Origin of the sequence: Sphingomonas sp. GC_Shp_6 (assembly GCF_026540835.1) — a bacterium.
In the GTDB taxonomy this organism is placed as follows: domain Bacteria; phylum Pseudomonadota; class Alphaproteobacteria; order Sphingomonadales; family Sphingomonadaceae; genus Sphingomonas.
In genome coordinates this window covers 226385-249267 of the sequence record NZ_JALNUO010000001.1, presented here as the reverse complement: position 1 = coordinate 249267, position 22883 = coordinate 226385, and the positions used below count along the sequence as shown (strand labels likewise).

Here is a 22883-nt window from a genome sequence, read left to right as displayed (position 1 = left end):
CTCGATCGATCAAGCGCCCGCCGAACATGTCGGCGATCTGTCGGACGACCGGCATCCGGGCATGCGCGCGCTCACGATCGGGGCGATCGGCGTGGTGTTCGGCGATATCGGCACCAGCCCGCTCTATGCGTTTCGCGACGCGCTGACGCCGGCGGCGGGCGACGGCATCGATCCGTCCGAGATCCTGGGCGTGCTGAGCCTCGCGCTCTGGGCGCTCTTCCTCGTCGTCACCGTCAAATATGTGCTGTTCCTGATGCGCGCCGACAACCAGGGCGAGGGCGGCGTGCTGGCGCTCACCGCGCTGGCCAGGCGGGCGCTCGGCTGGCGGTCGCGCACGGCGCTGCTGCTGGGCGCCGCGGGCGCGGCGCTGTTCTACGGCGATGCGATCATCACCCCCGCGCTCTCGGTGCTGTCGGCGGTCGAGGGGATGCAGACGATCCCGTCCACCGCGGCGTTCTTCGACCAGAATACGGTGCTCGCGGTGACGATCGTCATTCTCGTCGCGCTGTTCATGATCCAGGCGCGCGGCACCGCGGACATCGCCAAGCTGTTCGGCCCGATCTGCATCCTGTGGTTCCTCACGATCGGCGGCCTCGGCCTGTGGCACATCGCCGACGAGCTTTCGATCTTCCGCGTGCTCAGCCCCACCTATGGCATCAGCCTGCTGATGACGCACGGCGTCACCGGGCTGTTCGTGCTGGGCGCGGTGTTCCTCACGGTGACGGGCGCCGAGGCGCTCACCGCCGATATGGGGCATTTCGGGATCAAGCCGATCCGCATCGGCTGGTTCTTCCTCGTCGCGCCCGCGCTCGTGCTCAACTATCTCGGCCAGGGCGCCTTTGCTCTGTCGGCGCTGGAAAAGGCGCATGCGGCGCATGTGCCCTTCGTCAACCAGAGCTGGTTCTTTCTGATGGCGCCCGAGCCGGTGCGCGCCGGGCTGATCGTCTTGGCGGGCTTCGCCACGATCATCGCCAGCCAGGCGGTCATCACCGGTGCCTATTCGCTGACGCAGCAGGCAATCCAGCTCGGCCTTCTGCCCCGTCTGCGCATCCGCAACACCTCGGCGACGAGCTCGGGGCAGATCTATCTGCCCGCGATCAACTGGCTGCTGATGATCGGCGTGCTGGTGCTGGTCGTTCAGTTCCGGACCTCGTCGGCGATGGCGGCGGCGTACGGCATCGCGGTGACGGGCACGATGGTCATCACCACCTGCCTCGCCTATGTCGTCGTGCGGCATCGCTGGAGCTGGTCGCGACCGCTCGCCATCGCGGTGATCCTGCCGTTCCTGCTGCTCGACCTCGTCTTCTTCGGCGCCAACATCCTGCGCGTGGTGGAGGGCGGCTGGGTGCCGCTGGTGGTGGCCGCCGCGATTGGGCTGGTGATCTACACCTGGGTGCGCGGGCGCGGGATCGTCGGCGCGTTCGAACGCGGGCAGAGCATCCCGCTCGTCGACCTTGCCGCCGCGCTCGCCAAGCGCCCGCCGGAGCGCGTCGAGGGAACCGCGGTGTTCCTGACCGGCAACCCCACCGCGGCACCGGGCGCGCTGCTCCACAATCTGAAGCACAACAAGGTGCTTCACGCGCGCAACCTGATCGTCAGCGTGCGCACCACCGATCGCCCGATCGTGCCGGCCGAGGATCGCGGCCGGGCGGAGCGGATCGACGACAATTTCTCGGTGATCGTGCTCACCTACGGCTTCATGGAATCGCCCGACGTGCCGCGCGACCTGGGCCTCGGCGCAAAAGCGGTGCGCAAGGAGCTCGATCCGATGAAGACCTCCTATTTCATCGGCCGCAGCACGATCAAACCCGATGCGGAAAAGGGCATGCCGCCCTGGCAGGACCGGCTGTTCATGTTCCTCCAGCGCAACGCCAGCGACCCGACCGAATTCCTCCACATCCCCCCCGGCAAGGTGCTGGAACTCGGCGAGCAGGTCACCGTTTAGGAAACGCTCCTCCCGATCGGGAGGAGCGCGCTGCGTCAGCCCGCATAGGCCTTGACCAGATCGTAGAGATAGTCGCGTCCGTCATAGAGCGAGGCGATGCGGATCCGCTCGTTCAGGCCGTGGATGCCGCCCATGTCCTTGTCGATGAACACGCCCGGCGCGCCATAGACCGGGATGCCGATCGTCTCGAGAAAGATGCCGTCGGTCGCGCCGGTGGACATCAGCGGCAGCAGCGGCACGCCGGGGAAATGCTTCGCCGCCACCGCCCGCGCAGGCTCCACGATCTTGGGATCGAGCGTCGGCGGGATCGCGGTGGGGCGGATCGGCTGGTTGGCGGTGACGGTCACCTTGGTTCCCGCCAGTCGCTTCAGTTCGCTAAGCGTGCCTTCCACCGTCTCGCCTGGGAAAATCCGGCAGTTGATGTTGGCGGTCGCGCGCTGCGGCAACGCGTTTTCGGCATGGCCCGCGCTCAGCAGCGTCGCGACGCAGGTGGTGCGCAGCGTCGAGTGCAGCGCCTTGTCCTGGCTGACGATCGCGTCGGCCGCCTTGTCGTTCGGATTGGCGAGCAGCGCGCGGATCGCGTCGGCCAGCGGCTTGGGAGATCCCGCCGCGGTGGCGGTGAAGAAGGCGCGCGTCGTGTCGGTGAACTTCACCGGAAATTCGTGGCCGCGCACCGCCTCGAGCGCGTCCGCCAGTTCGTAGATCGCATTGGCCCGTGTCGGCGCGGAGCTGTGGCCGCCGGGGTTGGTGGCGAGGAACGTGTAGTTCTGCGCCGCCTTCTCGCCCACCTGGAGCGCCAGCAACTGGCGCTTGCCGCTGTCGTCGGTGCGCCCGCCACCGCCCTCGTTCAGCGCGAATTCGGCGGCGATCAACTCGGGCCGGTTCTTCGCCAGCCATTCCGCGCCGTCGAACGCATAGGTGGTCTCCTCGCCGCAGGTGAGCGCCAGCTTGATCGTGCGCCGTGGCACATAGCCCGCCTGTTTGAAGCGGATCAGCATGTCGGCCCAGATCGCGGCCTGCGCCTTGTCGTCCACGGTGCCGCGGCCGTAATAATAGCCGCCTTCCTCCACCAGCTTGAACGGATCGCGCACCCAATCCTCGCGCTTGGCCTCGACCACGTCGAGATGGCCGAGCAGCAGCATCGGCTTCACGCCGGCGTCGCTGCCTTTCAGCACTGCGACCAGGCCGCCCTCCTTGGGATGATCGGGCACCGAGAAGGGCGTGATGTCGCCATCCTTGAAGCCCGCTGCCTTCAGCCGCCCGGCGATCTGCGCCGCAGCCTGGGTGCAGCTTCCCGACGACAGCGTCGTGTTGGTTTCGACCAGCTCCTTGTAGAGCCCGAAGAACGCCTTCTGATCGGGCCGCGCCTGCGCCATCGCCACCCCAGGTAGCGCGATCGCCGCCACCGCTGCCAACATCCGTCCGATCATCGTGATTCCCCTTTGTTTCGGGGAATAGAGCGCCAAACCGGTGGGTTGGCAACGCCGCTCAGCGCAGGCCCGGCGGCAGCGGCGCGATCCGCCCGCGCGGCAGCAGGAAACGGATCTCGCGATTGGCGAAATCGATCTGCACGGTGCGGAACAGGCGCAGCACGTCCATCCCCAGCAGCAGCGCGGGCCGCGCATCGATCCCGAACCGGCGAAATGGCGGTGCATCGGCAACGGCCACGCGCACGTCGCGAAGCGGCACGCCGCCGATCTCCAGCGCGTCGAGCGCGAAGGCGTCCGTGACGAGCATGCCGCCCGTCACCGAGGTGAGCTGAAGCGGCCCGAGGGGGCGCGCCGCATGGGCCAGCGCGCGCAGCAGGGCCGGGTTGCCGATCGTGACGGGCGAACCGGTATCGACCACCACGGCGATCCGCGTGCCGCGGCAACGGGCGTCGGCGACGATCAGCTGGCCGAAGCGCGACCGGGCGACGACGACGATCTCGTCCGCCGCCGCCGCCACATGGCCGCCGCGCCGGTGCGCCATACGCAGCGTCATGCGCTGATGGTCGAAGTCGATCGAAACGCTGCGATCCTGCAAGGCGTCGATCCCGAGCAGGCCCAGCGCGCCGAGATCGCGCATCGCCAGCGTCGGTGCCTGGATCGCGGCGTGGGCGATCGTGCCCGTCGACAGGGCCGGCAGGATCACGGTCGGCACGGCGACGGTGCCCGTCATCGCGGTCACCCGCACGTCGGACGATGCCGGCAGCCCCAGCACGCCCGCCAGCTCGCGCGCGATGACGGTGCGTTCGGCGCCGGTATCGACGACAAAATTCCATGGACCGCTTCCGGCGATCGTCACCGGCACCGTCATCCGCGTTTTCGCAGTGCCGAACGCGAGCAGCGATTCGTCGGCGAGCGGCAGCGGCGCCGGGCTCGGATCGGCAACCCTGAGCTGCGCGCCGGCCGGCGCGGCCAGCAGCGCGACGAGCGACGCGAGAGCCCCCTTCATGCCCGCAAGACTGCGCCCGGCGACGCACCTTGGCAAGGACCGGCCTCAATCGAGCCGCATCGCCTCGGCCGCCAGCGCTTCCGCCTCGATCAGCAGCGCGTCGTCGGCGGTGCCCGTCGCCACCTTCTCGCGCCCGATCAGCGTCAGCACCGGGACGGCGAGCGGGGTCACGCGCGGCAGGTCGATATGCAGCATCGTCTCGGCGGCGCGGTCGAGCAGGCCGGCGAGCCGCCCCACATCCGTCATCCGCGCGCGCGCATCCGCCCAGGCGGCCTCCAGCAGCAGATGCCCCGGTTCGTAGCGGCGCAGCACGTCGTAGATCAGGTCGGTCGAGAAGGTCACCTGCCGCCCGGTCTTGCGCTTGCCGGGGTGCTGGCGCTCGACCAGGCCGCCGATCACCGCCACCTCGCGAAAGGCGCGCTTCAGCAGGGCGGATTGCTGCACCCAATCGACGAATTCATGTTCGAGGATGTCGGCGGAAAAGAGCGCCGCCGGATCGGTGACCTTCTCGATCGAATAGGTGGCCAAGGCATAGTCGTTCGAGACGAACCCTAAAGGCTTCAGCCCGAGCGTCTCCATCCGCCGGGTGACGAGCATGCCGAGCGACTGGTGCGCGTTCCACCCCTCGAAGCTGTACGCCACCATGTAATGGCGCCCCTCGCGCGGGAAGGTCTCGACCAGCAGCTGCCCCGGCTGCGGCAGCACCGACCGCGCGCGCTGGAATTCGAGCCATTCGCGAACGTCGTCGGGAAAGCGCGCCCATTGCGAACCATCCGCCAGGAACCCGCGGACGCGGTCCGCCAGATTGGTGGAAAGCGGCATGCGCGATCCGCCATAGGTGGGGATGCGCGCGGGCTTCGCGGTCGCGCGCACCACCAGATCCTCGGTATCCATCTTCTCGACCTCGAGGCTGAGGCCGGCGAAGAAGAAGGTGTCGCCCGGCGCCAGGGTGGCGGCGAAGCCCTCCTCCACCTTGCCGAGCGCGCGGCCGTTGCGGAAGCGCACCGTCAGCATCGTGGCCTCGACGATGATCCCGGCATTGAGGCGGTGCTGCGTGGTGAAGCGCGGATGGCTGATCCGCCACGTCCCGTCCGCCTCCTGCGTCAGCCGCTTGAACCGGTCATAGGCCTTCAGGCTATAGCCGCCATCCGCGATGAAGCCGAGCACGCGGGCGAAGGTCTCGGCGGTCAGCGCCGAATAGGGCAGCGCCGAGCGCACCTCGCCCAGCAGATCCGCCTCGCGGAACGGCGCGGCACAGGCGCAGGCCATCACATGCTGCGCCAGCACGTCGAGCGCGCCGGGCCGGAACAGGTCGGGATCCAGCTCGCCGGCCTCCACCGCATCCAGCGCGGCGCGCGCTTCCAGATATTCGAAACGGTTGCCGGGCACGAGGATCGCCTCCGACGCCTCGTCGAGCCGGTGGTTGGCGCGGCCGATCCGCTGGAGCAGGCGCGACGAACCCTTGGGCGCGCCCATCTGGATCACGCAATCGACATCGCCCCAGTCGACGCCCAGATCCAGGCTGGCGGTGGCGACGAGCGCACGCAGCCGCCCGTCCGCCATCGCACCCTCCACCTTGCGCCGCGCCTCCAGCGCCAGGCTGCCATGGTGGACGCCGATCGGCAGGTTCATCGCGTTGACCTTCCACAGATCCTGGAAGATCAGCTCGGCCAGGCTACGCGTGTTGCAGAAGACGATCGTGGTGCGGTGGGTCTCGATCTCGGCCATCACCTGTTCGGCGGCATAGCGGCCCGAATGGCCCGACCAGGGCACGCGCCCTTCGGGCAGCAGGATCGCGATGTCGGGATCCGCGCCCGGCTCGCCGCGCACCAGCGCGACGGCGTCGATATCGCCGTCGGGCGCCAGCCAGGCGCGATAGCCATCGGCATCCGCGACCGTGGCCGACAGCGCCACGCGCCGCATGGCGGGGGCGATCCGCTGCAGGCGCGCCATGCACAGCGAGAGCAGGTCGCCGCGCTTGCCGGTGGCGAAGGCATGGACCTCGTCGACGACGATGGTGCGCAGCCCCTCGAACATCGTCATGCTGTCCGGATAGCTGAGCAGCAGCGACAGCGATTCGGGCGTGGTCAACAGGATCTGCGGCGGCCGGACGCGCTGGCGCGCCTTGCGATCGGACGGGGTGTCGCCGGTGCGCGTCTCGACGCGGATGTCGAGCCCCATCTCCTCGATCGGCCCCAGCAGGTTGCGCTGGATATCCACCGCCAGCGCCTTCAGCGGCGAGACGTAGAGCGTGTGGAGCCCCTGGGTGGGTGCCTCGATCAATTCGACCAGGGTCGGCAGGAAGCCGGCGAGCGTCTTGCCCGCGCCCGTCGTCGCGACCAGCAGCGCGTGGTGGCCGGCGCGCCCTTCCACCAGCATGTCGCGCTGGTGGCGGCGCGGCTGCCAGCCGCGGCCCGCGAACCACGTCTCCAGGATCGGGGGCAGATCGGTCATGGCGGGTTCACGCATCGGGATCGCATATGGGATGGATACGCACGCTCCGCCATGGAGCGAGGAGAGAGTGATGCCGATCCGCTTTGCCCTGTTGCTGCCCCTGCTCGCGATCGCCGCCGCGCCGGCACCCCGCACGTTCGTCGGCGCCGGCGGCCTCGTCCACCTGACCTATCCCGCGACGTTGCGGCCGACGACCGACTTTTCGGGCAAGTCGCTGATGACGGCGGGCTGGCGCCTGTCCTGGGACGGCGCCCCCGTCGGGCCCGGCACCGGGATCGTCCGCTTCGCCCAGGATGCGCGGCCCGCCCGCGGAGAAGGCATGGTCACCGAGCTGGTGCAGCTGGGCATGAGCCGCAATCCCGGCGTCGTCGCACACTGCGGCACCACGGGCGCGCTCGGCCCCAGCGGCAAGCGGCTGCCCAACCGGATGCTCGGCGGCCATCGCTGGACCGCGTACCGGAACGGCGATGCGGGGATGAGCCAGCAGATCACCGCCACCGATTGGCGCACCGTGGTGAACGGCGCCTGCTACGCGATCGACCGCGTGACCTATGCCGTCACCGCCGCCGAGCCGCTACCCGCAAGCGCGCCGACGCAGAAAGCCGCGGCGGCGCGGATGGATGCGATCCTCGCCAGCATCCGGGTCGGGCGGTAGCCTTTCGCGTCCTCGTGCGTAATCTCCCCATGGCGAAACTCGGCGATTGGCTCGAACCCCATCCGCACGGCATCTATGTGAAGCCGGCCGATGCGTGGATCGATCCCTCCATCCCCTCGGCACGCGCGCTGGTCACGCACGGCCATGCGGATCACGCGCGCGGCGGGCACGAGGCGGTCTGGGCGACGCCCGAGACGCTCGCGATCATGGAGGCGCGCTACGGGCCGCAGGCGGGGCACCCGGTCGCCTATGGCGAGACGATGCGGATGGGGGACGTCGAGGTGGGCTTCGTTCCCGCCGGCCATGTGCTGGGCTCCGCGCAGATCGTGCTCGACCACCGCGGCGAACGCGTCGTGGTGTCGGGCGATTACAAGCGTCGCGCGGACCCGACCTGCACGCCGTTCCAGCCGGTCGCCTGCGACGTGTTCGTCACCGAGGCGACGTTCGGGCTGCCGGTGTTCCGCCATCCCGACACGGGCGACGAGATCGACAAGCTGATCGCCGCGCTCCACGCCAATCCCGATCGCTGCGTGCTGGTCGGCGCCTATGCGCTGGGCAAGGCGCAGCGGGTGATCGCCGAACTGCGCGAACGGGGCCACGAGGCGCCGATCTTCCTCCACGGCGCGCTGCAACGGCTTTGCGATCTCTATGCCGATCACGGCGTGCGGCTGGGCGCGCTGCGCCCCGTGGCGGACGCCGCCAAGGCGGAGATGGCGGGGCATGTCGTGATGTGCCCGCCGGGCGCGCTCAACGATCGCTGGTCGCGGCGGCTGCCCGATCCGATCACCGCGATGGCCAGCGGCTGGATGCGGGTGCGCCAGCGCGCCCGGCAGAAGCTGGTCGAGCTGCCGCTGATCCTGTCCGACCATGCCGACTGGGACGAACTGACCACGACGCTCACCGAGATCGCGCCCCGGGAAGTCTGGGTGACGCATGGCCGCGAGGATGCGCTGATCCACTGGTGCATGACTCGCCAGATCAAGGCGCGCGCGCTCGCGCTGGTGGGATTCGAGGACGAAGACGACTGACGACATTTTGTTGCGAAGTGGAGGAAGTGGAGGAAGTGGAGGCGTGTGGCGTGTTTCCACTTCGCGTGCACGTCTCCGACGGACGGCCGCTTGCGCGGCGCGAACGGATCGAGATGATTGACGGGTCAAAGAGCGTCGCGACCCTCTCACGAACCCCGGCTGTAGGACAGGCCTTGCGTGGCCGCCGGCTTGTCGCAATGATGCGGGCATCGCCAATTCCCGAGGAATTTCCGTGCCCTCCATGCCCAAGCTCGCCGCGCTGCTGCTCCTTGCCCTTTCCTCCACGTCACCTGCGCAGGATGCGCCCAAGCGCGAGAAGCCGGCCGAGAGCAACGCCGAGCGGATGAAGGCCGAGGCCGAGGCGGGCACCGCGAACCCGCCCGTCGCCGAACAGGCCTTCACCCACCGCGACAGCGTGACCGTGGGCGGGCGGACCCTGCCCTACACCGCGACCGCCGGCACGCTCACGCTGCGCGATGCGGAGGGCAAGCCCAATGCGAGCATGTTCTACACTGCCTATACGCTCGACGGCACCAAGCCCGGCACGAAGCGGCCGATCACCTTCTTCTACAATGGCGGCCCCGGCAGCCCCAGCTTCTGGCTGCACATGGGATCGTTCGCGCCCGTCCGGCTGCGCACCGCCAACCCCGAATATATCAAGCCCGCGCCCTATGACTTCGGGCCCAATCCCGACACGCTGCTCGACAAGACCGACATGGTGTTCCTCGACGCGATCGGCACCGGCTATTCGCGGCCGCTGGGCGATACCAAGCCGTCCGCCTTCTACGGCACCGACGAGGATGCCGACGCCTTCGCGCGCGGCATCCTGCGCTACGCCACGCGCTATGGCCGGTGGAACAGCCCCAAATTCCTGTTCGGCGAAAGCTATGGCACCACGCGGTCAGGCGCGCTCGCCTATCAGCTGCAGGATCGCGGCATGGCGCTGAACGGCGTCGTGCTGCTCTCGTCGATCATGAACTATGGCTATCGCCAGCCCGGCCTCGACGAGGTGTATCTGAACTATCTGCCGAGCTATGCGGCGACCGCCTGGTATCACAACCGCATACCCAACCGGCCGGCCGACGTGGCGACGATCGTGGCGCAGGCGCGCGCGTTTGCCACCGGCCCCTATGCCGCCGCGCTCGCCAAAGGGCAGACCATCCCGGATGCCGAACGCGATGCGGTGGCGCAGCAGATGAGCCAGCTGATCGGCATCTCGCCCGACTTCATCAAGCGATCCAACCTGCGCATCGATCTCGCGCGCTTCCAGAAGGAGCTGCTGCGCGACCGGCGGCTGACGATCGGCCGGTTCGATTCGCGCTACACCGGCGTCGACGTCGATGCCGCGGGCGAGCGGCCCGAGACGGACGCGTCCGACACCGCGATCTCGGGCGCGTTCATCGCCACGTTCAGCGATTATGTGACGCATACGCTCGGCTACAAGACCGAGATGCCCTATCGCCTCAGCGCGCGCGACGCGCCGGGCTGGACGTGGAACTGGAAGCACGAGGCGCCGGGCCGCGGCGGCCAGCAGAACAACCCGAACACCGCGGTCGATCTGGCGGCGGCGATGCGCGAGAACCCCTATCTCAACGTCCTGTCGCTGAACGGCTGGTTCGACATGGCGACGCCGTTCTTCGGCACCGAGAACGATCTCGGCCATATGATGCTGGAGCCGGCGCAGCAGCGGAACCTCCAGTTCCGCTATTATCCGTCGGGCCATATGGCGTATCTGAACCCCGAGGCGCTGCGCGCGATGAAGGCGGATCTGTCGCGCTGGTACGATCAGGCGGTGGGCGAGGCGAAGAGCCCGACGCCACCGCACGGCGCGAGCCTGTCCGCCGCGCCGCCATCGGGGCAAACGCCGAACTGAGGGGAAGCTTTCGCCAGCGCCGAACCGGGAACGGCGCGGAACCTCGCCGTCGCTCGCGCGCTCCGCACCCGACACGAAGGAGCGCTCCATGAAGATCATCGCTTGCACCGTCCTTGCCGTCGGCGCCGTGTTCGGCTCCGCTGCGCTCGCCGCCAACGCCACGCCGCAGGATCGCGCCTTCGTCGCCAAGGTGTCGCAAGGCGGCATGTTCGAGGTCGCCGCCGGCGAGCTTGCGGCGATGCGCGGCGCCACGCAGGACGTGCGCGACTTCGCGGTCGCCGAGGTGCACGATCATCGGCTGGTCGGCGATCGGCTGAAGGCGATTTCCGGCAGCGAGGCCATTCCTGTCGCGGCCACGCCCAACGCCGAATTTGCAGGCAAGCTTGCGCATCTGCGCAGCCTGTCGGGCCCGGCGTTCGATCAGGCCTATCTCACGGAAATGGCCACGCTCCATGACGGTGACGGCGCGGCTTTCGCCACCGAGGCGACCGCTGGAGGCAGCGCCGCCTTTCGCAGCTTTGGCGCCGAGACGCACCGCATCGTCGAGCGCCACATCGGCGCGATCCGCGCGGTGCCGGCGATACGGAGCATGAACCTGGATAAGAACCCGTTCGTGCCGCCGAAGCGGTAAGACCTACGCCCCCTCCAGCGCCCGTGCGCGCCGCCGCTGCACCGAGCTGCCGATGCCGATCGCCTCGCGGTATTTGGCGACGGTGCGCCGCGCGATGTCGAAGCCCTTGGCGTTCAGCAGTTCGACCAGGGTGTCGTCCGACAGGATCGTCGCGCCCTCGTTCGCGATCAGGCCGCGAATCGCGTTCTTCACCGCCTCCGCCGACACCGCCTCGCCGCCGTCCGCCGCCTGGATCGCGCTGGTGAAGAAATATTTCAGCTCGTAGAGCCCGCGCGCGCAGGACAGATATTTGTTGCTCGTCACCCGGCTGACGGTCGATTCGTGCATCCCGATCGCCTCGGCCACGCGCGCGAGCGTCAGCGGGCGGAGATGCGCGACTCCCTGTTCGAAGAACGCCTGTTGCTGCTTCACGATCTCGGTCGCGACCTTGATGATCGTGCGCTGGCGCTGGTCGAGCGCCTTCACCAGCCAGTTCGCGCTGGCCAGCGCGTCGGACAGCCACGCCTTGGACGCCTTGTCCTGCGGCCCGTGGCTCAGCTCGGCATAATAGCTGCGGTTGACGAGCACGCGCGGCAGCGTGGCGGAATTGATCTCGATCGCCCAGCCGCCTTTGGTGCGCGCGACGAACAGGTCGGGCACCACCGCCTGCGCGGGTTCGCCGCCGAAGCGCAGCCCGGGCTTGGGATCGTAACCGCGCAGCTCGCGGATCATGTCGGCCATGTCCTCGTCATCCACCTGGCACATCCGCTTCAGCCGGCCGAGCTCGCCGCGCGCGAGCAGCTCCAGATGGTCGATCAGCTTGGCCATGCAGGGATCGTAGCGGTCCGCCTCCTTCGCCTGCAGCGCCAGGCATTCGGCGAGATCGCGCGCGCCAACGCCAGTCGGATCGAAGGTCTGGATCGTGGCGAGCACCGCCTCGGCGCGGGCGAGCGGCACGCCCAGCCGGCCGGCGACCTCCAGCAGCGGGACGCCCAGATAGCCCGCCTCGTCGATCTGGTCGATCAGATGCGCGGCGATCGCCAGATCGGCGCCGTCCAGCACCGATCCCGCCTGCGCCATCAGATGATCGGCCAGATTGGCGGCCGCCGCGGCGAAGGCGTCGAGATCGGGGCCGTCCTCGCTGCCGCCGCCCGTCCCGCCGCTGCTGCCGGTCATCGACAGGCCGCCGTCGATCCCGGCGCCGCCATCCGCCACGCTGTCCTGATGATGGCTTTCGGTGGCGTAATCGACGTCGAGCGGCTCGGCGGCGGTGCCCGCCACCAGCTCGTCGGCGCTCGGCGGCTCGTCGCGCTCGGGCTTGCGTTCGGGCGCCTCGCCCTCGTTCGCCGCCTCGAGCAGCGGGTTGCGCTCGATCTCCTCGGCGAGAAAGCCCTCGATCTCGAGGTTGGACAGCGCCAGCAGCTTGATCGCCTGCTGCAATTGCGGCGTCATCACCAGCGATTGCGACTGGCGCAGGTCGAGGCGGGGGGCGAGGCTCATCGTGCTAGAGCGAGAAGGTCTCGCCGAGGTAGAGCCGCCGGACGTTCGCATCCGCCACCAGCTCGGCGGGACTTCCCGAGAACAGCACGCGCCCGTCATAGATGATATAGGCGCGATCGACGATATCGAGCGTCTCGCGCACATTGTGGTCGGTGATGAGCACGCCGATCGAACGCCGCTTCAGATCCTTCACCAGATCGCGGATGTCGGCGATCGAGATGGGATCGATACCGGCGAACGGCTCGTCGAGCAGCATGATCGACGGATCCGCCGCCAGCGCGCGCGCGATCTCGGCGCGGCGGCGTTCGCCGCCCGACAGCGCCATCGCAGGCGCGGTGCGCAGCCGCGTCAGGCCGAATTCGTCGAGCAGCCGGTCGAGCTTGGCCTGGCGCGCGGCCTTGTCGGGCTCGGACAGTTCGAGCACCGTCAGGATGTTGCGCTCGATCGACAGGCCGCGGAAGATCGAGGTCTCCTGCGGCAGATATCCCAGGCCCAGGATCGCACGGCGGTACATGGGCAGCCCGGTGATATCCTCGCCGTCGAGCAGGATGCGCCCCGAATCGGGCTTCACCAGCCCCATCACCGAATAGAAGCAGGTCGTCTTGCCGGCGCCATTGGGGCCGAGCAGCCCGACCACCTCGCCCTGCCCCACCGTCACCGACACGTCGGTCAGCACGGTGCGCTTGTCATAGGATTTGGCGATCGAGACCACCTGCAGCCCGGTCGCCACCAGCGGTTCGGGGGCGGGTTCGTGCAGGCCGGACTGGAGAGTGACTGCATCCATGGATGGGGTGCCTTGGCCGGTGATGGGTTGCGCACACCTTAGCGGATGGCCGCTTGGCAGGAAACCTGCATGATGCGGGCAGGGGTGATCCTGCTACCGCCCGCGGGCTCAGTTGCGCTTGGGCACCGAGAAGGTGCCGGTCACCCGGCCGCCGCTCTGCGTCACGGTGCCGCCGCCGGCGCCCGCGCCGCCCGGCACCGACGATCCGTCGATCACCGCGCGGCCGGTGTCGAGGTTCATCGTCAGCCGCGATCCGTTGACGGTGTTGGTGCCCTGCGTCAGCGTGACGCCGCCCAGCATCGTGATGACGCGGCGGTTGAGATCGTAGATGCCGTACTGGCCCCGCGCGACCTGATCGGGCCGCGTGACGACGACGTTGCCCGCCGCGTCGAACCGCGAGACCTGCGGCGATCCGTCCACCACCTGGCCGGTATAGGCGACCGTCATGCGCTGCGCGTTGAGCGTCATCTCGGCCTGTTTCAGCGTCACGTTCCCGGTCAGCAGGACGCGATTCGCCTTGTCCTGCAATTCGATATGGTCGGCGCCGAAATTGACCGGCGCGTTCGAATCGTGATGCCCCTGCGCCATCAGCGGCGCGGCGAGGAGGATGGCGAGGATCGGGAGCGCGCGCATGCCCGCTATCTCGTACGCTTCGGCACGATCCGCAAGCGCGCATTGCCGTCGAGCTTGACCACGCGGTTCTCCAGATCGGCATGGAGGCTGTTGGCGCTGAACACGCCTTGCGGCAGCGACCCCGTCACCGCGCCGCCGCTCTGCATCTGGCGCGTCTTCATGTCGATCGTGGCGTCGTGCGTCTTCAGGTCATAGCCGTTGGCGGCGGTGAAATCGAGCGGACCGTCGAGCCGAACCTGCTCGCTGTCCATGTCGTAGCGGCCGGTCTGCGCGGCGATGTGCGCCGGGCCGTCGGTGAGCTGCAGCGCGGCGTCGAGCGTCTTGAGATGCACGATCGGCTCGGCCGAGCTGCGCTGGATCGCGGATTGCGCGGTGAGCGTGAAGGGCTGGCCCTTCTGATCCTCGCCGCGATAGGTCGCCGCCTGGATCTTCAGCCGCTCGTGCGCGACCGCCACCTTCTTCTTGTCGAGCACGAACGACACGTCGCCGCCCGCGGTCAGCGGCGCCATCACCAGGAATGCGGCGAGCACGCCGATGCCCACCGGCAGCCCGACGCGCATGAGCGCGACGATCCGGTCGTGCCCGCTGCCCGGCGCCGCCCAGCGCTCGCGCGCGGTGCGTTCGGCGCGCGCCGCCTCAGACATGCGCGAAGATGTCGACCTCGGGCCAGCCCGCCAGATCCAGCGCCGCGCGCGCGGGCAGGAAATCGAAGCATGCCTGCGCCAGCTCCATCCGCCCCTCGCGAAGCAGCCGCTTGTCGAGTTCCGCCTTCAGCCGGTGGAGGAAGCGCACGTCGGAGGCGGCATAATCCTTCTGCGCGTCGCTCAGATCGGGCGCGCCCCAGTCGGACGATTGCTGCTGCTTGGAAATGTCCTGCCCGAGCAGCTCGCGGACCAGCTCCTTCAGGCCGTGCCGATCGGTATAGGTGCGCACCAGCCGCGAGGCGATCTTCGTGCAATAGACAGGGGCGGCGACGACGCCCAGATAGAAGTCGATCGCGGCGATGTCGAAGCGGCCGAAATGGTAGAGCTTCAGCCGGTCGGGATCCTCCAGCAGCGCCTTCAGCTCGGGCGCGGCATAGTCACTGTCGGGCGCGAAGCGGACGAGATGCTCGTCCGGCCCGCCGTCCGACAGCTGGACGACGCAGAGCCGGTCGCGCGGGGTCAGCAGCCCCATCGTCTCGGTGTCGACGGCGATGGCGGCGCCGGGCGCGAAGAGCCCCGCGGGGATGTCTTCCTCGTGGAAATGGACGGTCATGCCGCCCGCCTAGCCGCAACCGCCGCTTCGCTCAATGGGCGAGCCGACTCGGGGGCGCCGCTTCGGCGGGATCGCCCTCCTGAAGCGACGCCGGGCGTCCCATTCTTCGCTCCGGTGTGCCGTTCGGGCAACGCTCCTGCCCGAAAGCGATGCAGTTCGATTGACTTCGGCGGCGATTTCATTCGCGGGGCCTTGCCAAATGCGCTATGGAGAAGGCCGTGGCGCAAAGGGTTTCGCGCCGCGAAGGCCTGCGTTCGTCGTCCGACGCCAAGGTTCTTGAGAGGATTGGTTGGGCGAACCGGGAAGACGAACAGGGTTATGAGTTTCGACAAAGGTGGCCGCGGGAACCGTGGCGGACGTGGCCGCGACAAGCGTGATGGCTTCGGCGGCGGAGACAGCGAATTCGGCGGCGGCAGCAGCTTCGGCGGCGGTGATCGCGGCGGCTTCGGCGGCGGCGGTAGCAGCTACGGCGGCGGCGGTGGCAGCAGCTACGGCGGTGGTGGCAGCAGCTTCGGCGGCGGCGGCGATCGCTTCGGCGGTGGCGGCGGTGGCGGCGGCGGTGGTTACCGCGGCGGCGGCGGTGGCGGCGGCTTCAGTGGCGGCGGCGGCGGCGGCGGTGGTCGCGGCATGCCTCCCCAGGTCGTCGGCGAGGGCACCGGCGTGGTCAAGTTCTTCAACGCGCAGAAGGGTTTCGGCTTCGTCGTGCGTGACGATGGCGCCGAGGACGTGTTCGTCCACATCAGCGCCGTCGAGCAGGCCGGTCTGTCGGCGCTCGCCGAGGGTCAGCCGCTCGGCTTCACGCTCGTCGATCGCGGCGGCCGCATTTCGGCCACCGATCTCAAGATCGACGGCGAGCCGATGGCGGCGACCGAGCGTCCGGCCCGCGAGCCCCGCGAAGGCGGCTTCGGCGGCGACCGCGCCGCGCCGCGTGGCGGTGCGGGCGGCTTCGGCGGCGATCGTGGTGGCGACCGCGGCGGTGCGCCGCAGCGTCAGCTCACCGGCGAGAAGGCAACGGGCACGGTGAAGTTCTTCAACGCCATGAAGGGCTTCGGCTTCATCCAGCGCGACGACGGCCAGCCCGATGCGTTCGTTCACATCTCGGCCGTGGAGCGCGCCGGCATGTCGACGCTGAACGAGGGCGACAAGCTCGAGTTCGAGCTCGAGGTCGATCGTCGCGGCAAATACGCCGCGGTGAACCTGACGGCCGCAGGCTGATCGTGGCGCGGCCTCGGCCGCGGACCACCGGCATCACGGGGCCCGGATCGCGTTCGCGCGGTCCGGGCCCTTTGCTTGCGCGGTCCGCGCTTCCCCTTCTGCTGCTCGGCACCGCCGCCGCCACGCCGGTCGCGGCGCCGCTGCAGGTTCATGGCACGCCGCTTCGCACCGCATCCGTCGTGAAACGCTATCCGCACGACAGCAGCGCCTTCACCGAGGGGCTGCTCTGGGCGGACGGCACGCTATACGAGAGCACCGGGATGGAGGGCCAGTCGGACATCCGCCGCGTGCGGCTGTCCGACGGCCATGTGCTGGCGCGCGCGACGATCGATCCCACGCTGTTCGGCGAGGGGATCGGCGCGTGGAAGGGCGCGCTCGTCAGCATGACGTGGCGCAGTGGGATCGGCTATCGCTGGGATCGCGCCACGCTCAAGCGCACCGCCACGTTCCGCTATTCGGGCGAAGGCTGGGGCATGACGACGATGGGCGACGCGCTCGTCCAGTCCGACGGCACCGACGTGCTGCACGTCCGCGATCCCGAGACCTTCGCCGAACGCGGCGCGATCTCGGTGAAGCTGGCCGACGGCACGCCGGTGACGAATCTGAACGAGCTGGAATATGTGAAGGGCGAGATCCTCGCCAATATCTGGCAGACCGCGACGATCGCGCGGATCGACCCCGCCACCGGCCGCGTGAAGCAATTGATCGACCTGCGCGCGCTGCGCACGCAGGTGCAGGCGAGCGGTCGCGACGCGGTGCTGAACGGCATCGCCTATGATGCGCGCGGCGACCATCTGTACGTGACGGGCAAGAACTGGCCGACGCTGTTCGAGATCCGGCTGCCCTGAGCCCACCGGCTCAGGTGCCGATCATGCGTCGCAGCGTCTCCACCCGGTCCGCCTCGGCGGCGGGCTTGTCGGTGCGGATGCGGGCGATGCGCGGGAAACGCATCGCGATGCCCGATTTGTGGCGCTTGGATTCCTGGAGCGCGTCGAACGCGATCTCCAGGACCATCGTCTTCTCGACCTCGCGCACCGGGCCGAAGCGCGCGAGCGTGTTCCGCCGGACGAAGGCGTCGAGCATCCGCAGCTCCTCGTCGGTAATCCCCGAATAGGCCTTGCCCACGGGCAGCAGCTCGCCCGCCTCGGTCCAGCAGCCGAAGGTATAGTCGCTATAATAGGAGGAGCGCCGGCCGCTGCCCCGCTGCGCGTACATCATCACGCAATCGGCGGTGAGCGGATCGCGCTTCCACTTGTACCACAGGCCGGTGCGGCGCCCCGCGACATAGGGCGAATCGCGGCGTTTCAGCATCACGCCCTCGATCGCCGCGTCGCGCGCGGTGGCGCGCACCGCCTCCAGCGCGGTGAAGTCCGCCGCATCGATCACCTGGCTGAGATCGAAGCGATCGGGATCGAGCCGCTCGGCAAAGGCCTCCAGCCGCCCGCGGCGATCGGTCCAGGGCAGCGCACGCAGATCCTCGGGGCCATCGAACAGGATGTCGTACAGCCGCACGAAGGCGGGATAGTCGGCCAGCATCTTCGCCGAGACGGTCTTGCGCCCCAGACGCTGCTGGAGCGCGTTGAAACTCGCGGCGCCACCGCCCTCCTCCAGCGTGCCGCCCTGGTGCGCGCCCTTCACCAGCAATTCGCCATCGACCGTGCCGGGGGTGCGGAAGGCGGCGGCCACGTCGGGGAAGCTGCCGGTCACGTCGTCGCCGGTGCGGCTGTAGAGCCGCGTCTCGCCCGCGACATGGACGATCTGGACGCGGATGCCGTCCCATTTCCATTCGGCGGCATAATCGGCGAGATCGACGCGCAGTTCTTCCAGCGGATGCGCGAGCATGAACGGGCGGAAGACGGGCACATCGGCGGGCGTCGGCTGCTCGCCCCGCCCCTCGCCCCAGGCGAACAGGGTCGGATAGGGCGGCGCAAGACCGTGCCACACCTCCTCCACCGCATCGACGTCGATGCCGAACGCCTCGGCCAGTGCCGTCTTGGCGAGCCGCGCGGACACGCCGACGCGCAACGCGCCCGTCGCCATCTTCAGCAGCGCGAACCGCTCCTCGGCATCGCACCGGTCGAGCATCGCGGCGAGGGCCGCAGGCGCCTCGGCGCGGGGAACGGTCATCAGCCGGTCGATCGCGTCGGCGAGCCCCAGCGGCCGGGGATCGGCGGGCATCGGTGGTTCGGGCCAGAGCAAGGCCACGGTCTCGGCGGTGTCGCCGACGAAATCGCGGCTCATGCGGAACAGCACGGGATCGACGCGCGTCTCGATCAGCGCACGGATGACCGCCGACTTGACGCCCGGCAAGTCGAGATCGCCGGTCAGCGCCGCGATTGCCCAACCCCGATCCGGGTCCGGCGTGGCGCGCAGATAATCGCCGATCAGCTTCAGCTTGGCATTGCGCGAGCGCGTGTAGATCAGCGAATCGAGCAGAGCCGCGAACGCGCGCATCGTCGGAAGGCCGAGCGCGGTGGATCTAGCGCCCGGCGATCCGCTTGCCCGCCATGATGCCCAGCGCAAGGAAGATCACGAACAGCGCGATCGCCACGAAGAACAGGAATTTGGCGATGCCGATGAACGCGCCGCCGATGCCGCCGAAGCCCAGCACCGCGAGCACGACGCCGATGACGAGAAATAAGAAGGCGGCCTTCAACACTGCGATTCTCCTGTTGCGGGATGAACCGGCGGATCGCCCCGCCGGTTCCCGATCAGCCCTTGCGGCTGGCCTCGAACAGGAACCAGGCGCGCTCCTCGGCCTGGTCGGTCCATTCGTCGACGATGCCGCTCGTCGCGTTGTCGCGCGCATCCTCGGCGGCCTGTTTCACGGTGCGGAAGCTTTCGACGAGCTTCCGATTGTCCTCGCGCAATTCGGCCAGCATGTCGGCGGCGCCCACGAACTCCATGTCGTTGTCGGCCAGCGTCTGGCGCCGGGCGATGTCGCCGATCGAGCGCAGCGTCGTGTTGCCCGTCTTGCGGACCCGCTCGGCGATGGCGTCGGTCACCCCCAGGATCTGCACCGCCTGGTCGTCGAGCAGCAGGTGATAGTCGCGGAAATGCGGGCCCGAGACGTGCCAGTGGAAATTCTTCGTCTTGAAATACAGCGCGAAGCAATCCGCCAGCGCGGCGTTGAGCGCCTCGGCCACCGAGCGCGTGTCGTTGCGATTGAGATCGGTGGGCGTTTCGAGCGCGGGATTGGGTTCGGACATGGCGGGCTCTCCGGATAGAACGGTTCGCACGCCACAACGGCCACGCCGCCGAATCGCTCCGCTCAGATCAGCGCGAGGCCCGACAGCCCGAGCACGATCCCGACCACCACGAAGGCCGCGCCGATGGCGATGCGGATCGGCTTCAGCGGCAATGCGGTCCACGCCGTCTCGCCCATCGTCACCGCGGGCACGACGACCGCCAGCGAGCCGAGCGTCGCCCCCACCGCGGCGAGCGCGGGCACCGGGCTGCGCGCGGCGAGCGCCAGCACGATGAACTGCACGCCGTCGCCGAAGGCCAGCACGAAAAGCCCGGTCAGGCCCGTCAGCGCCGCGCCCAGCCGCCAGCCGGCGAGCCGCTCGGGCGGCTTGACCGGAAACAGCGCGCCGCCGCCCTGGAGCACGAGCGCCAGGCCGAGCATCACCGCCTTGGCATTGGGCGCGAGTTTCGGCGCCAGGTAGACGCCCGCCGCCGCGGCCAGCGCGCTGGCACACGCGATGGCGATCGCCGCCGCCGCGATCAGGATCAGCGGCCGGCGGTAGCGATCGGCGAGGATCGCGGCGAGCCAGGCCGTCCGGTCGCCGATCTGCGCCAGCGCCGCGGCGACGATCGCCGCCATCAGCGCGTCCATACGCTCAGGCCGCGAGGCGGACCGAGCAAGCGGCCGCGAAGGTGTTCGCCGCGGCCACGTCCTGCCGCTCGCTCGTCACCGCGTCGCGCAGCATCGCCAGCCAGCCATGGACCAGCGCGCCATGCTCGCCGCGCGACAGCGCCGAATCGAGGAAATGCGTGACGGTGACGGCCGGCGCCATGCCGCTGCGGTGCGCGATCACGCGAATCGCGTCGATGTCGGGCGCCAGCTCGCAGGGCCGCGCATAGGGCGCGCGCACGTCGATCGCTGCGATCCGTGCCGCCAGTTCCGCCTTCACCGCTTCGATGTCCATGCGCCCGCTCCCCTGTCCTGTCCTGTCCTGTCGGCATCTTGCAGCAGGAGCGATGAACGCCGCGTAAAGGGGCGATCGGTTGACTTCGTGCGGCCAATCCGCCATGCGCCGCCCCTGATCGAGCGACGGGCGCAGGCCGGCCGCTCCCCTGTCTATTCAGTTTTCCAGGAATTGGGCTCATGGCCAAGCCGACCACCGTCAAGATCAAGCTCGTCAGCACCGAGAACACCGGCTTCTTCTACGTGACGAAGAAGAACCCGCGCACCAAGACCGAAAAGCTGTCGTTCAAGAAGTACGACCCGGTCGTGCGCAAGCATGTCGAGTTCAAGGAAGCCAAGATCAAGTAAGCCGCGGGCGGCCTAGGCCGCCTGGCGCTACGCGAAGCGCGAACCGCGGGCGGCGACGCCCGCGGTCTTTTCGCGTGCGCGTCGTTTCGAAGTCACACGAGCGAGCCGACCACGTCCATGAAGCGCGCCAGGCTGATCGGCTTGGACACATAGGCGTCCGCCCCCGCCGCGCGGATCCGCTCCTCGTCGTCGCGGCCGGCATAGGCCGTCACCGCCATCACCGGGATCGCGCGCAGCGCCTCGTCGGCCTTCAGCTCCAGGATCAGCTCATAGCCGGTGACGTGGGGCATCTGGATGTCCATCACGATCAGGTCCGGCTGGAACGCCCGCGCGCGCTCCACCGCCTCGCGGCCGTCGCGCACCGGCTCCGCGGCATATTCATGCGCACGCAGCAGATCGCAGAAGAGCTTCAGATTGAGTTCGTTGTCCTCGACAACGAGCACCCTTTTTGCCACGCGTCCGTCCGATCCTTGAGGAAGGCCGACGTTAGGCAATGCGCGCGCAGGACACAAATGGAGAGGCGGCCGATGCGCTCGCGCTACGTGCGCTGGTGTGGACGCTGGCCGAGCCGCAGCGCGCGATGCGGCTGCTCGACACCACGGGCCTTGCGCCCCACGACCTGCGCACCCGGATCGGCGAGCCGTCGGTGCTGGCCGCCGCGCTGCTGTTCCTCGAATCCTACGAACCCGACCTGATCGCCTGCGCCGAGTCGCTGGGCGTTCCCCCTGCCGCGCTCGTCGATGCGCGCGCGACGCTGGAGACCCTATGACCCGCCCCCTGCTGATCTGCGATTGCGACGAAGTGCTGCTCCACATGGTGTCGCATTTCCGCGACTGGTTGGCCGACGCGCACGCGATCGACTTCGCGATCGGCAAGGGCGATTTCGCGCATTGCATGACGCGCCGCGACGGCGGAACGGTGCCCACGCAGCAGGAGATGTGGGATCTGCTCGGCGGCTTCTTTCCGGGCGAGATGCACCGCCAGACGCTGGTGCCGCACGCCGCCGAGGCGCTGGCCGCGCTCGCCGAAACCGCGGACATCGTGATCCTGACCAACCTTCAGGACCAATGCCGCGAACCGCGGATCGAACAGCTCGCGCGGTTCGGCATCCATCACCGCGTGGAGTGCAACACCGGCGGCAAGGGCGAGCCGGTCGCGCGGCTGGTGGCGGAACATGGCGATCCCGTCACCGTGTTCGTCGACGATCTGGGCGTGCATCATGATTCGGTGATGCGCCACGCGCCGCGGGTCCACCGGCTGCAGATGGTGTCGGAGCCGTTGCTCGCGCCCCATGTCGAGGCGGCGCCGGCCGCGAACGCGCGGATCGACGACTGGCCGACCGCGCAGGGCTGGATCGCGGCACGATTCGCCGCTGGCCTGCCCGCCGACCGCTTGACCGCCGACGCTGCGGCGTGTTGAGCAAAGGCATGACCGATCGTATCGCCCGCAAGCTCGAAGAGCTCGGCCTGGCCCTGCCGCAGGCCGCCGCCCCCGTCGCCTCCTACGTCCCCGTGGTCGAGGCGAACGGGATGCTCCACATCTCGGGCCAGCTCCCGTTTCGCGACGGCGCGCTCATCACCGGGCGGCTGGGCGACGGCGTGTCGCTCGAAGAGGGGCAGGAGGCCGCACGCGCCTGCGCGCTGATGCTGGTCGCGCAGATCAAGCAGGCGCTCGGCGGTGATCTGGCGCGCGTCGCCCGCATCGTGAAGCTGGGCGTGTTCGTCAATTCGGCCGCCGACTTCACCGATCAGCCCAAGGTCGCCAATGGCGCGTCGGACCTGATGGTCGCCCTGTTCGGCGAGGCGGGCAAGCATGCGCGCTCGGCGGTGGGCGTGCCCGTGCTGCCGCTCGGCGCCGCGGTCGAGGTGGACGCGGTGGTCGCGGTTTCCGGCTCCTCGCTGGGTTGAGCTGGAAGCCGCGACGCGGTCGTCGCGGCTTCCGGCTCCTTGCTGGGTTGAGCTGGACGCCGCGACGCGGTCGTCGCGGCTTCCGGCT

At 69.1% G+C, this 22883-nt stretch carries 25 protein-coding genes; 11 read left to right on the top strand and 14 right to left on the bottom strand.

From position 1 onward, the window contains the following. Positions 1–61 precede the first annotated feature (61 nt). Positions 62–1945 carry a potassium transporter Kup gene (locus tag OXQ95_RS01315; RefSeq protein WP_267379246.1) on the top strand — a complete coding sequence of 628 codons (1884 nt, stop codon included), beginning with the start codon at positions 62–64 and terminating at the stop codon, positions 1943–1945. 35 nt (positions 1946–1980) lie between these two features. Here OXQ95_RS01315 and OXQ95_RS01310 read toward each other — a convergent pair whose 3' ends face one another. The 3 genes from OXQ95_RS01310 to OXQ95_RS01300 are packed head-to-tail and all read right to left on the bottom strand — an operon-like array spanning position 1981 to position 6835. Beyond that, a complete protein-coding gene (locus tag OXQ95_RS01310) occupies positions 1981–3375 on the bottom strand; it encodes a M20/M25/M40 family metallo-hydrolase (RefSeq protein ID WP_267378580.1) in 1395 nt (464 codons plus the stop codon). Between the two features lie 58 nt (positions 3376–3433). Next, entirely contained in the window at positions 3434–4381 is a 948-nt protein-coding gene (locus OXQ95_RS01305) for a retroviral-like aspartic protease family protein (protein WP_267378574.1), read from the bottom strand. Between the two features lie 45 nt (positions 4382–4426). Next, complete coding sequence (locus OXQ95_RS01300) at positions 4427–6835, bottom strand: ligase-associated DNA damage response DEXH box helicase (protein ID WP_267378571.1); 2409 nt, start codon at positions 6833–6835, stop codon at positions 4427–4429. Positions 6836–6905: 70 nt separating this feature from the next. On the opposite strand from OXQ95_RS01300, the gene OXQ95_RS01295 reads away from it, so the two are divergent. From OXQ95_RS01295 to OXQ95_RS01280, 4 genes are all read left to right on the top strand, one after another. Then, the gene (locus tag OXQ95_RS01295; protein WP_267378568.1) at positions 6906–7490 is read left to right on the top strand and encodes a hypothetical protein; all 585 of its coding nucleotides are present in this window, start codon (positions 6906–6908) and stop codon (positions 7488–7490) included. A 29-nt stretch (positions 7491–7519) separates the two neighbouring features. Next, the gene (locus OXQ95_RS01290) at positions 7520–8518 is read left to right on the top strand and encodes a ligase-associated DNA damage response exonuclease (RefSeq protein ID WP_242096702.1); all 999 of its coding nucleotides are present in this window, start codon (positions 7520–7522) and stop codon (positions 8516–8518) included. A 241-nt stretch (positions 8519–8759) separates the two neighbouring features. After that, complete coding sequence (locus tag OXQ95_RS01285) at positions 8760–10391, top strand: peptidase S10 (protein ID WP_267379244.1); 1632 nt, start codon at positions 8760–8762, stop codon at positions 10389–10391. Between the two features lie 88 nt (positions 10392–10479). After that, complete coding sequence (locus OXQ95_RS01280; RefSeq protein WP_267378562.1) at positions 10480–11022, top strand: DUF4142 domain-containing protein; 543 nt, start codon at positions 10480–10482, stop codon at positions 11020–11022. 3 nt (positions 11023–11025) lie between these two features. Here the strand turns inward: OXQ95_RS01280 and rpoN are convergent, their stop codons facing one another. The 5 genes from rpoN to OXQ95_RS01255 all read right to left on the bottom strand — a co-directional run bounded on the left by rpoN (position 11026) and on the right by OXQ95_RS01255 (position 15175). Next, a complete protein-coding gene (gene rpoN / locus OXQ95_RS01275) occupies positions 11026–12501 on the bottom strand; it encodes an RNA polymerase factor sigma-54 (RefSeq protein WP_242096510.1) in 1476 nt (491 codons plus the stop codon). A gap of 4 nt (positions 12502–12505) precedes the next feature. Continuing rightward, positions 12506–13285, bottom strand: a complete 780-nt coding sequence (gene lptB / locus OXQ95_RS01270; RefSeq protein ID WP_267378559.1) for an LPS export ABC transporter ATP-binding protein — start codon at positions 13283–13285, stop codon at positions 12506–12508. 108 nt (positions 13286–13393) lie between these two features. Beyond that, positions 13394–13918 (bottom strand): LptA/OstA family protein, encoded by a 525-nt coding sequence (locus OXQ95_RS01265; RefSeq protein WP_267378556.1) that lies wholly within the window; start codon positions 13916–13918, stop codon positions 13394–13396. A gap of 5 nt (positions 13919–13923) precedes the next feature. Further along, positions 13924–14562 carry an LPS export ABC transporter periplasmic protein LptC gene (gene lptC, locus OXQ95_RS01260; RefSeq protein WP_242096514.1) on the bottom strand — a complete coding sequence of 213 codons (639 nt, stop codon included), beginning with the start codon at positions 14560–14562 and terminating at the stop codon, positions 13924–13926. Further along, positions 14555–15175: a ribonuclease D gene (locus OXQ95_RS01255; protein ID WP_242096515.1), complete on the bottom strand. Its 621-nt coding sequence runs from the start codon at positions 15173–15175 to the stop codon at positions 14555–14557. The genes lptC and OXQ95_RS01255 overlap by 8 nt, the downstream gene beginning before the upstream one ends. Positions 15176–15493: 318 nt before the next feature. On the opposite strand from OXQ95_RS01255, the gene OXQ95_RS18675 reads away from it, so the two are divergent. Then, entirely contained in the window at positions 15494–16390 is an 897-nt protein-coding gene (locus tag OXQ95_RS18675; RefSeq protein ID WP_276588755.1) for a cold-shock protein, read from the top strand. A gap of 71 nt (positions 16391–16461) precedes the next feature. Next, on the top strand, positions 16462–17238 hold the full coding sequence (locus tag OXQ95_RS01240) for a glutaminyl-peptide cyclotransferase (protein ID WP_267378551.1): 777 nt from the start codon (positions 16462–16464) through the stop codon (positions 17236–17238). A gap of 10 nt (positions 17239–17248) precedes the next feature. On the opposite strand, the gene OXQ95_RS01235 is transcribed toward OXQ95_RS01240, so the two are convergent. The 5 genes from OXQ95_RS01235 to OXQ95_RS01215 form a co-directional block, all read right to left on the bottom strand. Then, entirely contained in the window at positions 17249–18844 is a 1596-nt protein-coding gene (locus OXQ95_RS01235) for a cisplatin damage response ATP-dependent DNA ligase (RefSeq protein WP_267378548.1), read from the bottom strand. A gap of 25 nt (positions 18845–18869) precedes the next feature. Next, positions 18870–19049, bottom strand: a complete 180-nt coding sequence (locus OXQ95_RS01230) for a DUF1328 family protein (RefSeq protein ID WP_242096518.1) — start codon at positions 19047–19049, stop codon at positions 18870–18872. 52 nt (positions 19050–19101) lie between these two features. After that, positions 19102–19599: a DNA starvation/stationary phase protection protein gene (locus OXQ95_RS01225; protein WP_267378545.1), complete on the bottom strand. Its 498-nt coding sequence runs from the start codon at positions 19597–19599 to the stop codon at positions 19102–19104. A gap of 62 nt (positions 19600–19661) precedes the next feature. Then, complete coding sequence (locus OXQ95_RS01220) at positions 19662–20216, bottom strand: TMEM165/GDT1 family protein (protein WP_242096520.1); 555 nt, start codon at positions 20214–20216, stop codon at positions 19662–19664. 16 nt (positions 20217–20232) lie between these two features. Beyond that, a complete protein-coding gene (locus OXQ95_RS01215; RefSeq protein ID WP_242096521.1) occupies positions 20233–20541 on the bottom strand; it encodes a hypothetical protein in 309 nt (102 codons plus the stop codon). A gap of 179 nt (positions 20542–20720) precedes the next feature. On the opposite strand from OXQ95_RS01215, the gene rpmG reads away from it, so the two are divergent. Continuing rightward, positions 20721–20888, top strand: coding sequence for a 50S ribosomal protein L33 (gene rpmG, locus OXQ95_RS01210; protein WP_242096523.1), 168 nt, complete (start codon positions 20721–20723; stop codon positions 20886–20888). Between the two features lie 92 nt (positions 20889–20980). On the opposite strand, the gene OXQ95_RS01205 is transcribed toward rpmG, so the two are convergent. Continuing rightward, entirely contained in the window at positions 20981–21343 is a 363-nt protein-coding gene (locus OXQ95_RS01205; protein ID WP_242096525.1) for a response regulator, read from the bottom strand. 38 nt (positions 21344–21381) lie between these two features. On the opposite strand from OXQ95_RS01205, the gene OXQ95_RS01200 reads away from it, so the two are divergent. Genes OXQ95_RS01200 through OXQ95_RS01190 form a run of 3 tightly spaced genes read left to right on the top strand, consistent with a single transcriptional unit; the run spans position 21382 to position 22795 of the window. Further along, positions 21382–21657, top strand: coding sequence for a DUF3572 family protein (locus OXQ95_RS01200; RefSeq protein WP_242096527.1), 276 nt, complete (start codon positions 21382–21384; stop codon positions 21655–21657). Then, on the top strand, positions 21654–22307 hold the full coding sequence (locus OXQ95_RS01195) for an HAD family hydrolase (RefSeq protein WP_267378534.1): 654 nt from the start codon (positions 21654–21656) through the stop codon (positions 22305–22307). Before OXQ95_RS01200 ends, OXQ95_RS01195 begins: the two co-directional genes overlap by 4 nt. 8 nt (positions 22308–22315) lie before the next feature. Further along, positions 22316–22795, top strand: coding sequence for a RidA family protein (locus OXQ95_RS01190; RefSeq protein ID WP_267378531.1), 480 nt, complete (start codon positions 22316–22318; stop codon positions 22793–22795). Positions 22796–22883 lie beyond the last annotated feature (88 nt).

Bases quoted from the DNA above. Each gene is read 5' to 3' on its own strand.
- OXQ95_RS01315 (WP_267379246.1), top strand. From the start codon at position 62: ATGCGCGCGCTCACGATCGGGGCGATCGGCGTGGTGTTCGGCGATATC.
- OXQ95_RS01310 (WP_267378580.1), bottom strand. From the start codon at position 3,375: ATGATCGGACGGATGTTGGCAGCGGTGGCGGCGATCGCGCTACCTGGG.
- OXQ95_RS01305 (WP_267378574.1), bottom strand. From the start codon at position 4,381: ATGAAGGGGGCTCTCGCGTCGCTCGTCGCGCTGCTGGCCGCGCCGGCC.
- OXQ95_RS01300 (WP_267378571.1), bottom strand. From the start codon at position 6,835: ATGACCGATCTGCCCCCGATCCTGGAGACGTGGTTCGCGGGCCGCGGC.
- OXQ95_RS01295 (WP_267378568.1), top strand. From the start codon at position 6,906: ATGCCGATCCGCTTTGCCCTGTTGCTGCCCCTGCTCGCGATCGCCGCC.
- OXQ95_RS01290 (WP_242096702.1), top strand. From the start codon at position 7,520: ATGGCGAAACTCGGCGATTGGCTCGAACCCCATCCGCACGGCATCTAT.
- OXQ95_RS01285 (WP_267379244.1), top strand. From the start codon at position 8,760: ATGCCCAAGCTCGCCGCGCTGCTGCTCCTTGCCCTTTCCTCCACGTCA.
- OXQ95_RS01280 (WP_267378562.1), top strand. From the start codon at position 10,480: ATGAAGATCATCGCTTGCACCGTCCTTGCCGTCGGCGCCGTGTTCGGC.
- rpoN (WP_242096510.1), bottom strand. From the start codon at position 12,501: ATGAGCCTCGCCCCCCGCCTCGACCTGCGCCAGTCGCAATCGCTGGTG.
- lptB (WP_267378559.1), bottom strand. From the start codon at position 13,285: ATGGATGCAGTCACTCTCCAGTCCGGCCTGCACGAACCCGCCCCCGAA.
- OXQ95_RS01265 (WP_267378556.1), bottom strand. From the start codon at position 13,918: ATGCGCGCGCTCCCGATCCTCGCCATCCTCCTCGCCGCGCCGCTGATG.
- lptC (WP_242096514.1), bottom strand. From the start codon at position 14,562: ATGTCTGAGGCGGCGCGCGCCGAACGCACCGCGCGCGAGCGCTGGGCG.
- OXQ95_RS01255 (WP_242096515.1), bottom strand. From the start codon at position 15,175: ATGACCGTCCATTTCCACGAGGAAGACATCCCCGCGGGGCTCTTCGCG.
- OXQ95_RS18675 (WP_276588755.1), top strand. From the start codon at position 15,494: ATGAGTTTCGACAAAGGTGGCCGCGGGAACCGTGGCGGACGTGGCCGC.
- OXQ95_RS01235 (WP_267378548.1), bottom strand. From the start codon at position 18,844: ATGCGCGCGTTCGCGGCTCTGCTCGATTCGCTGATCTACACGCGCTCG.
- OXQ95_RS01225 (WP_267378545.1), bottom strand. From the start codon at position 19,599: ATGTCCGAACCCAATCCCGCGCTCGAAACGCCCACCGATCTCAATCGC.
- OXQ95_RS01220 (WP_242096520.1), bottom strand. From the start codon at position 20,216: ATGGCGGCGATCGTCGCCGCGGCGCTGGCGCAGATCGGCGACCGGACG.
- OXQ95_RS01215 (WP_242096521.1), bottom strand. From the start codon at position 20,541: ATGGACATCGAAGCGGTGAAGGCGGAACTGGCGGCACGGATCGCAGCG.
- rpmG (WP_242096523.1), top strand. From the start codon at position 20,721: ATGGCCAAGCCGACCACCGTCAAGATCAAGCTCGTCAGCACCGAGAAC.
- OXQ95_RS01200 (WP_242096527.1), top strand. From the start codon at position 21,382: ATGCGCGCGCAGGACACAAATGGAGAGGCGGCCGATGCGCTCGCGCTA.
- OXQ95_RS01195 (WP_267378534.1), top strand. From the start codon at position 21,654: ATGACCCGCCCCCTGCTGATCTGCGATTGCGACGAAGTGCTGCTCCAC.
- OXQ95_RS01190 (WP_267378531.1), top strand. From the start codon at position 22,316: ATGACCGATCGTATCGCCCGCAAGCTCGAAGAGCTCGGCCTGGCCCTG.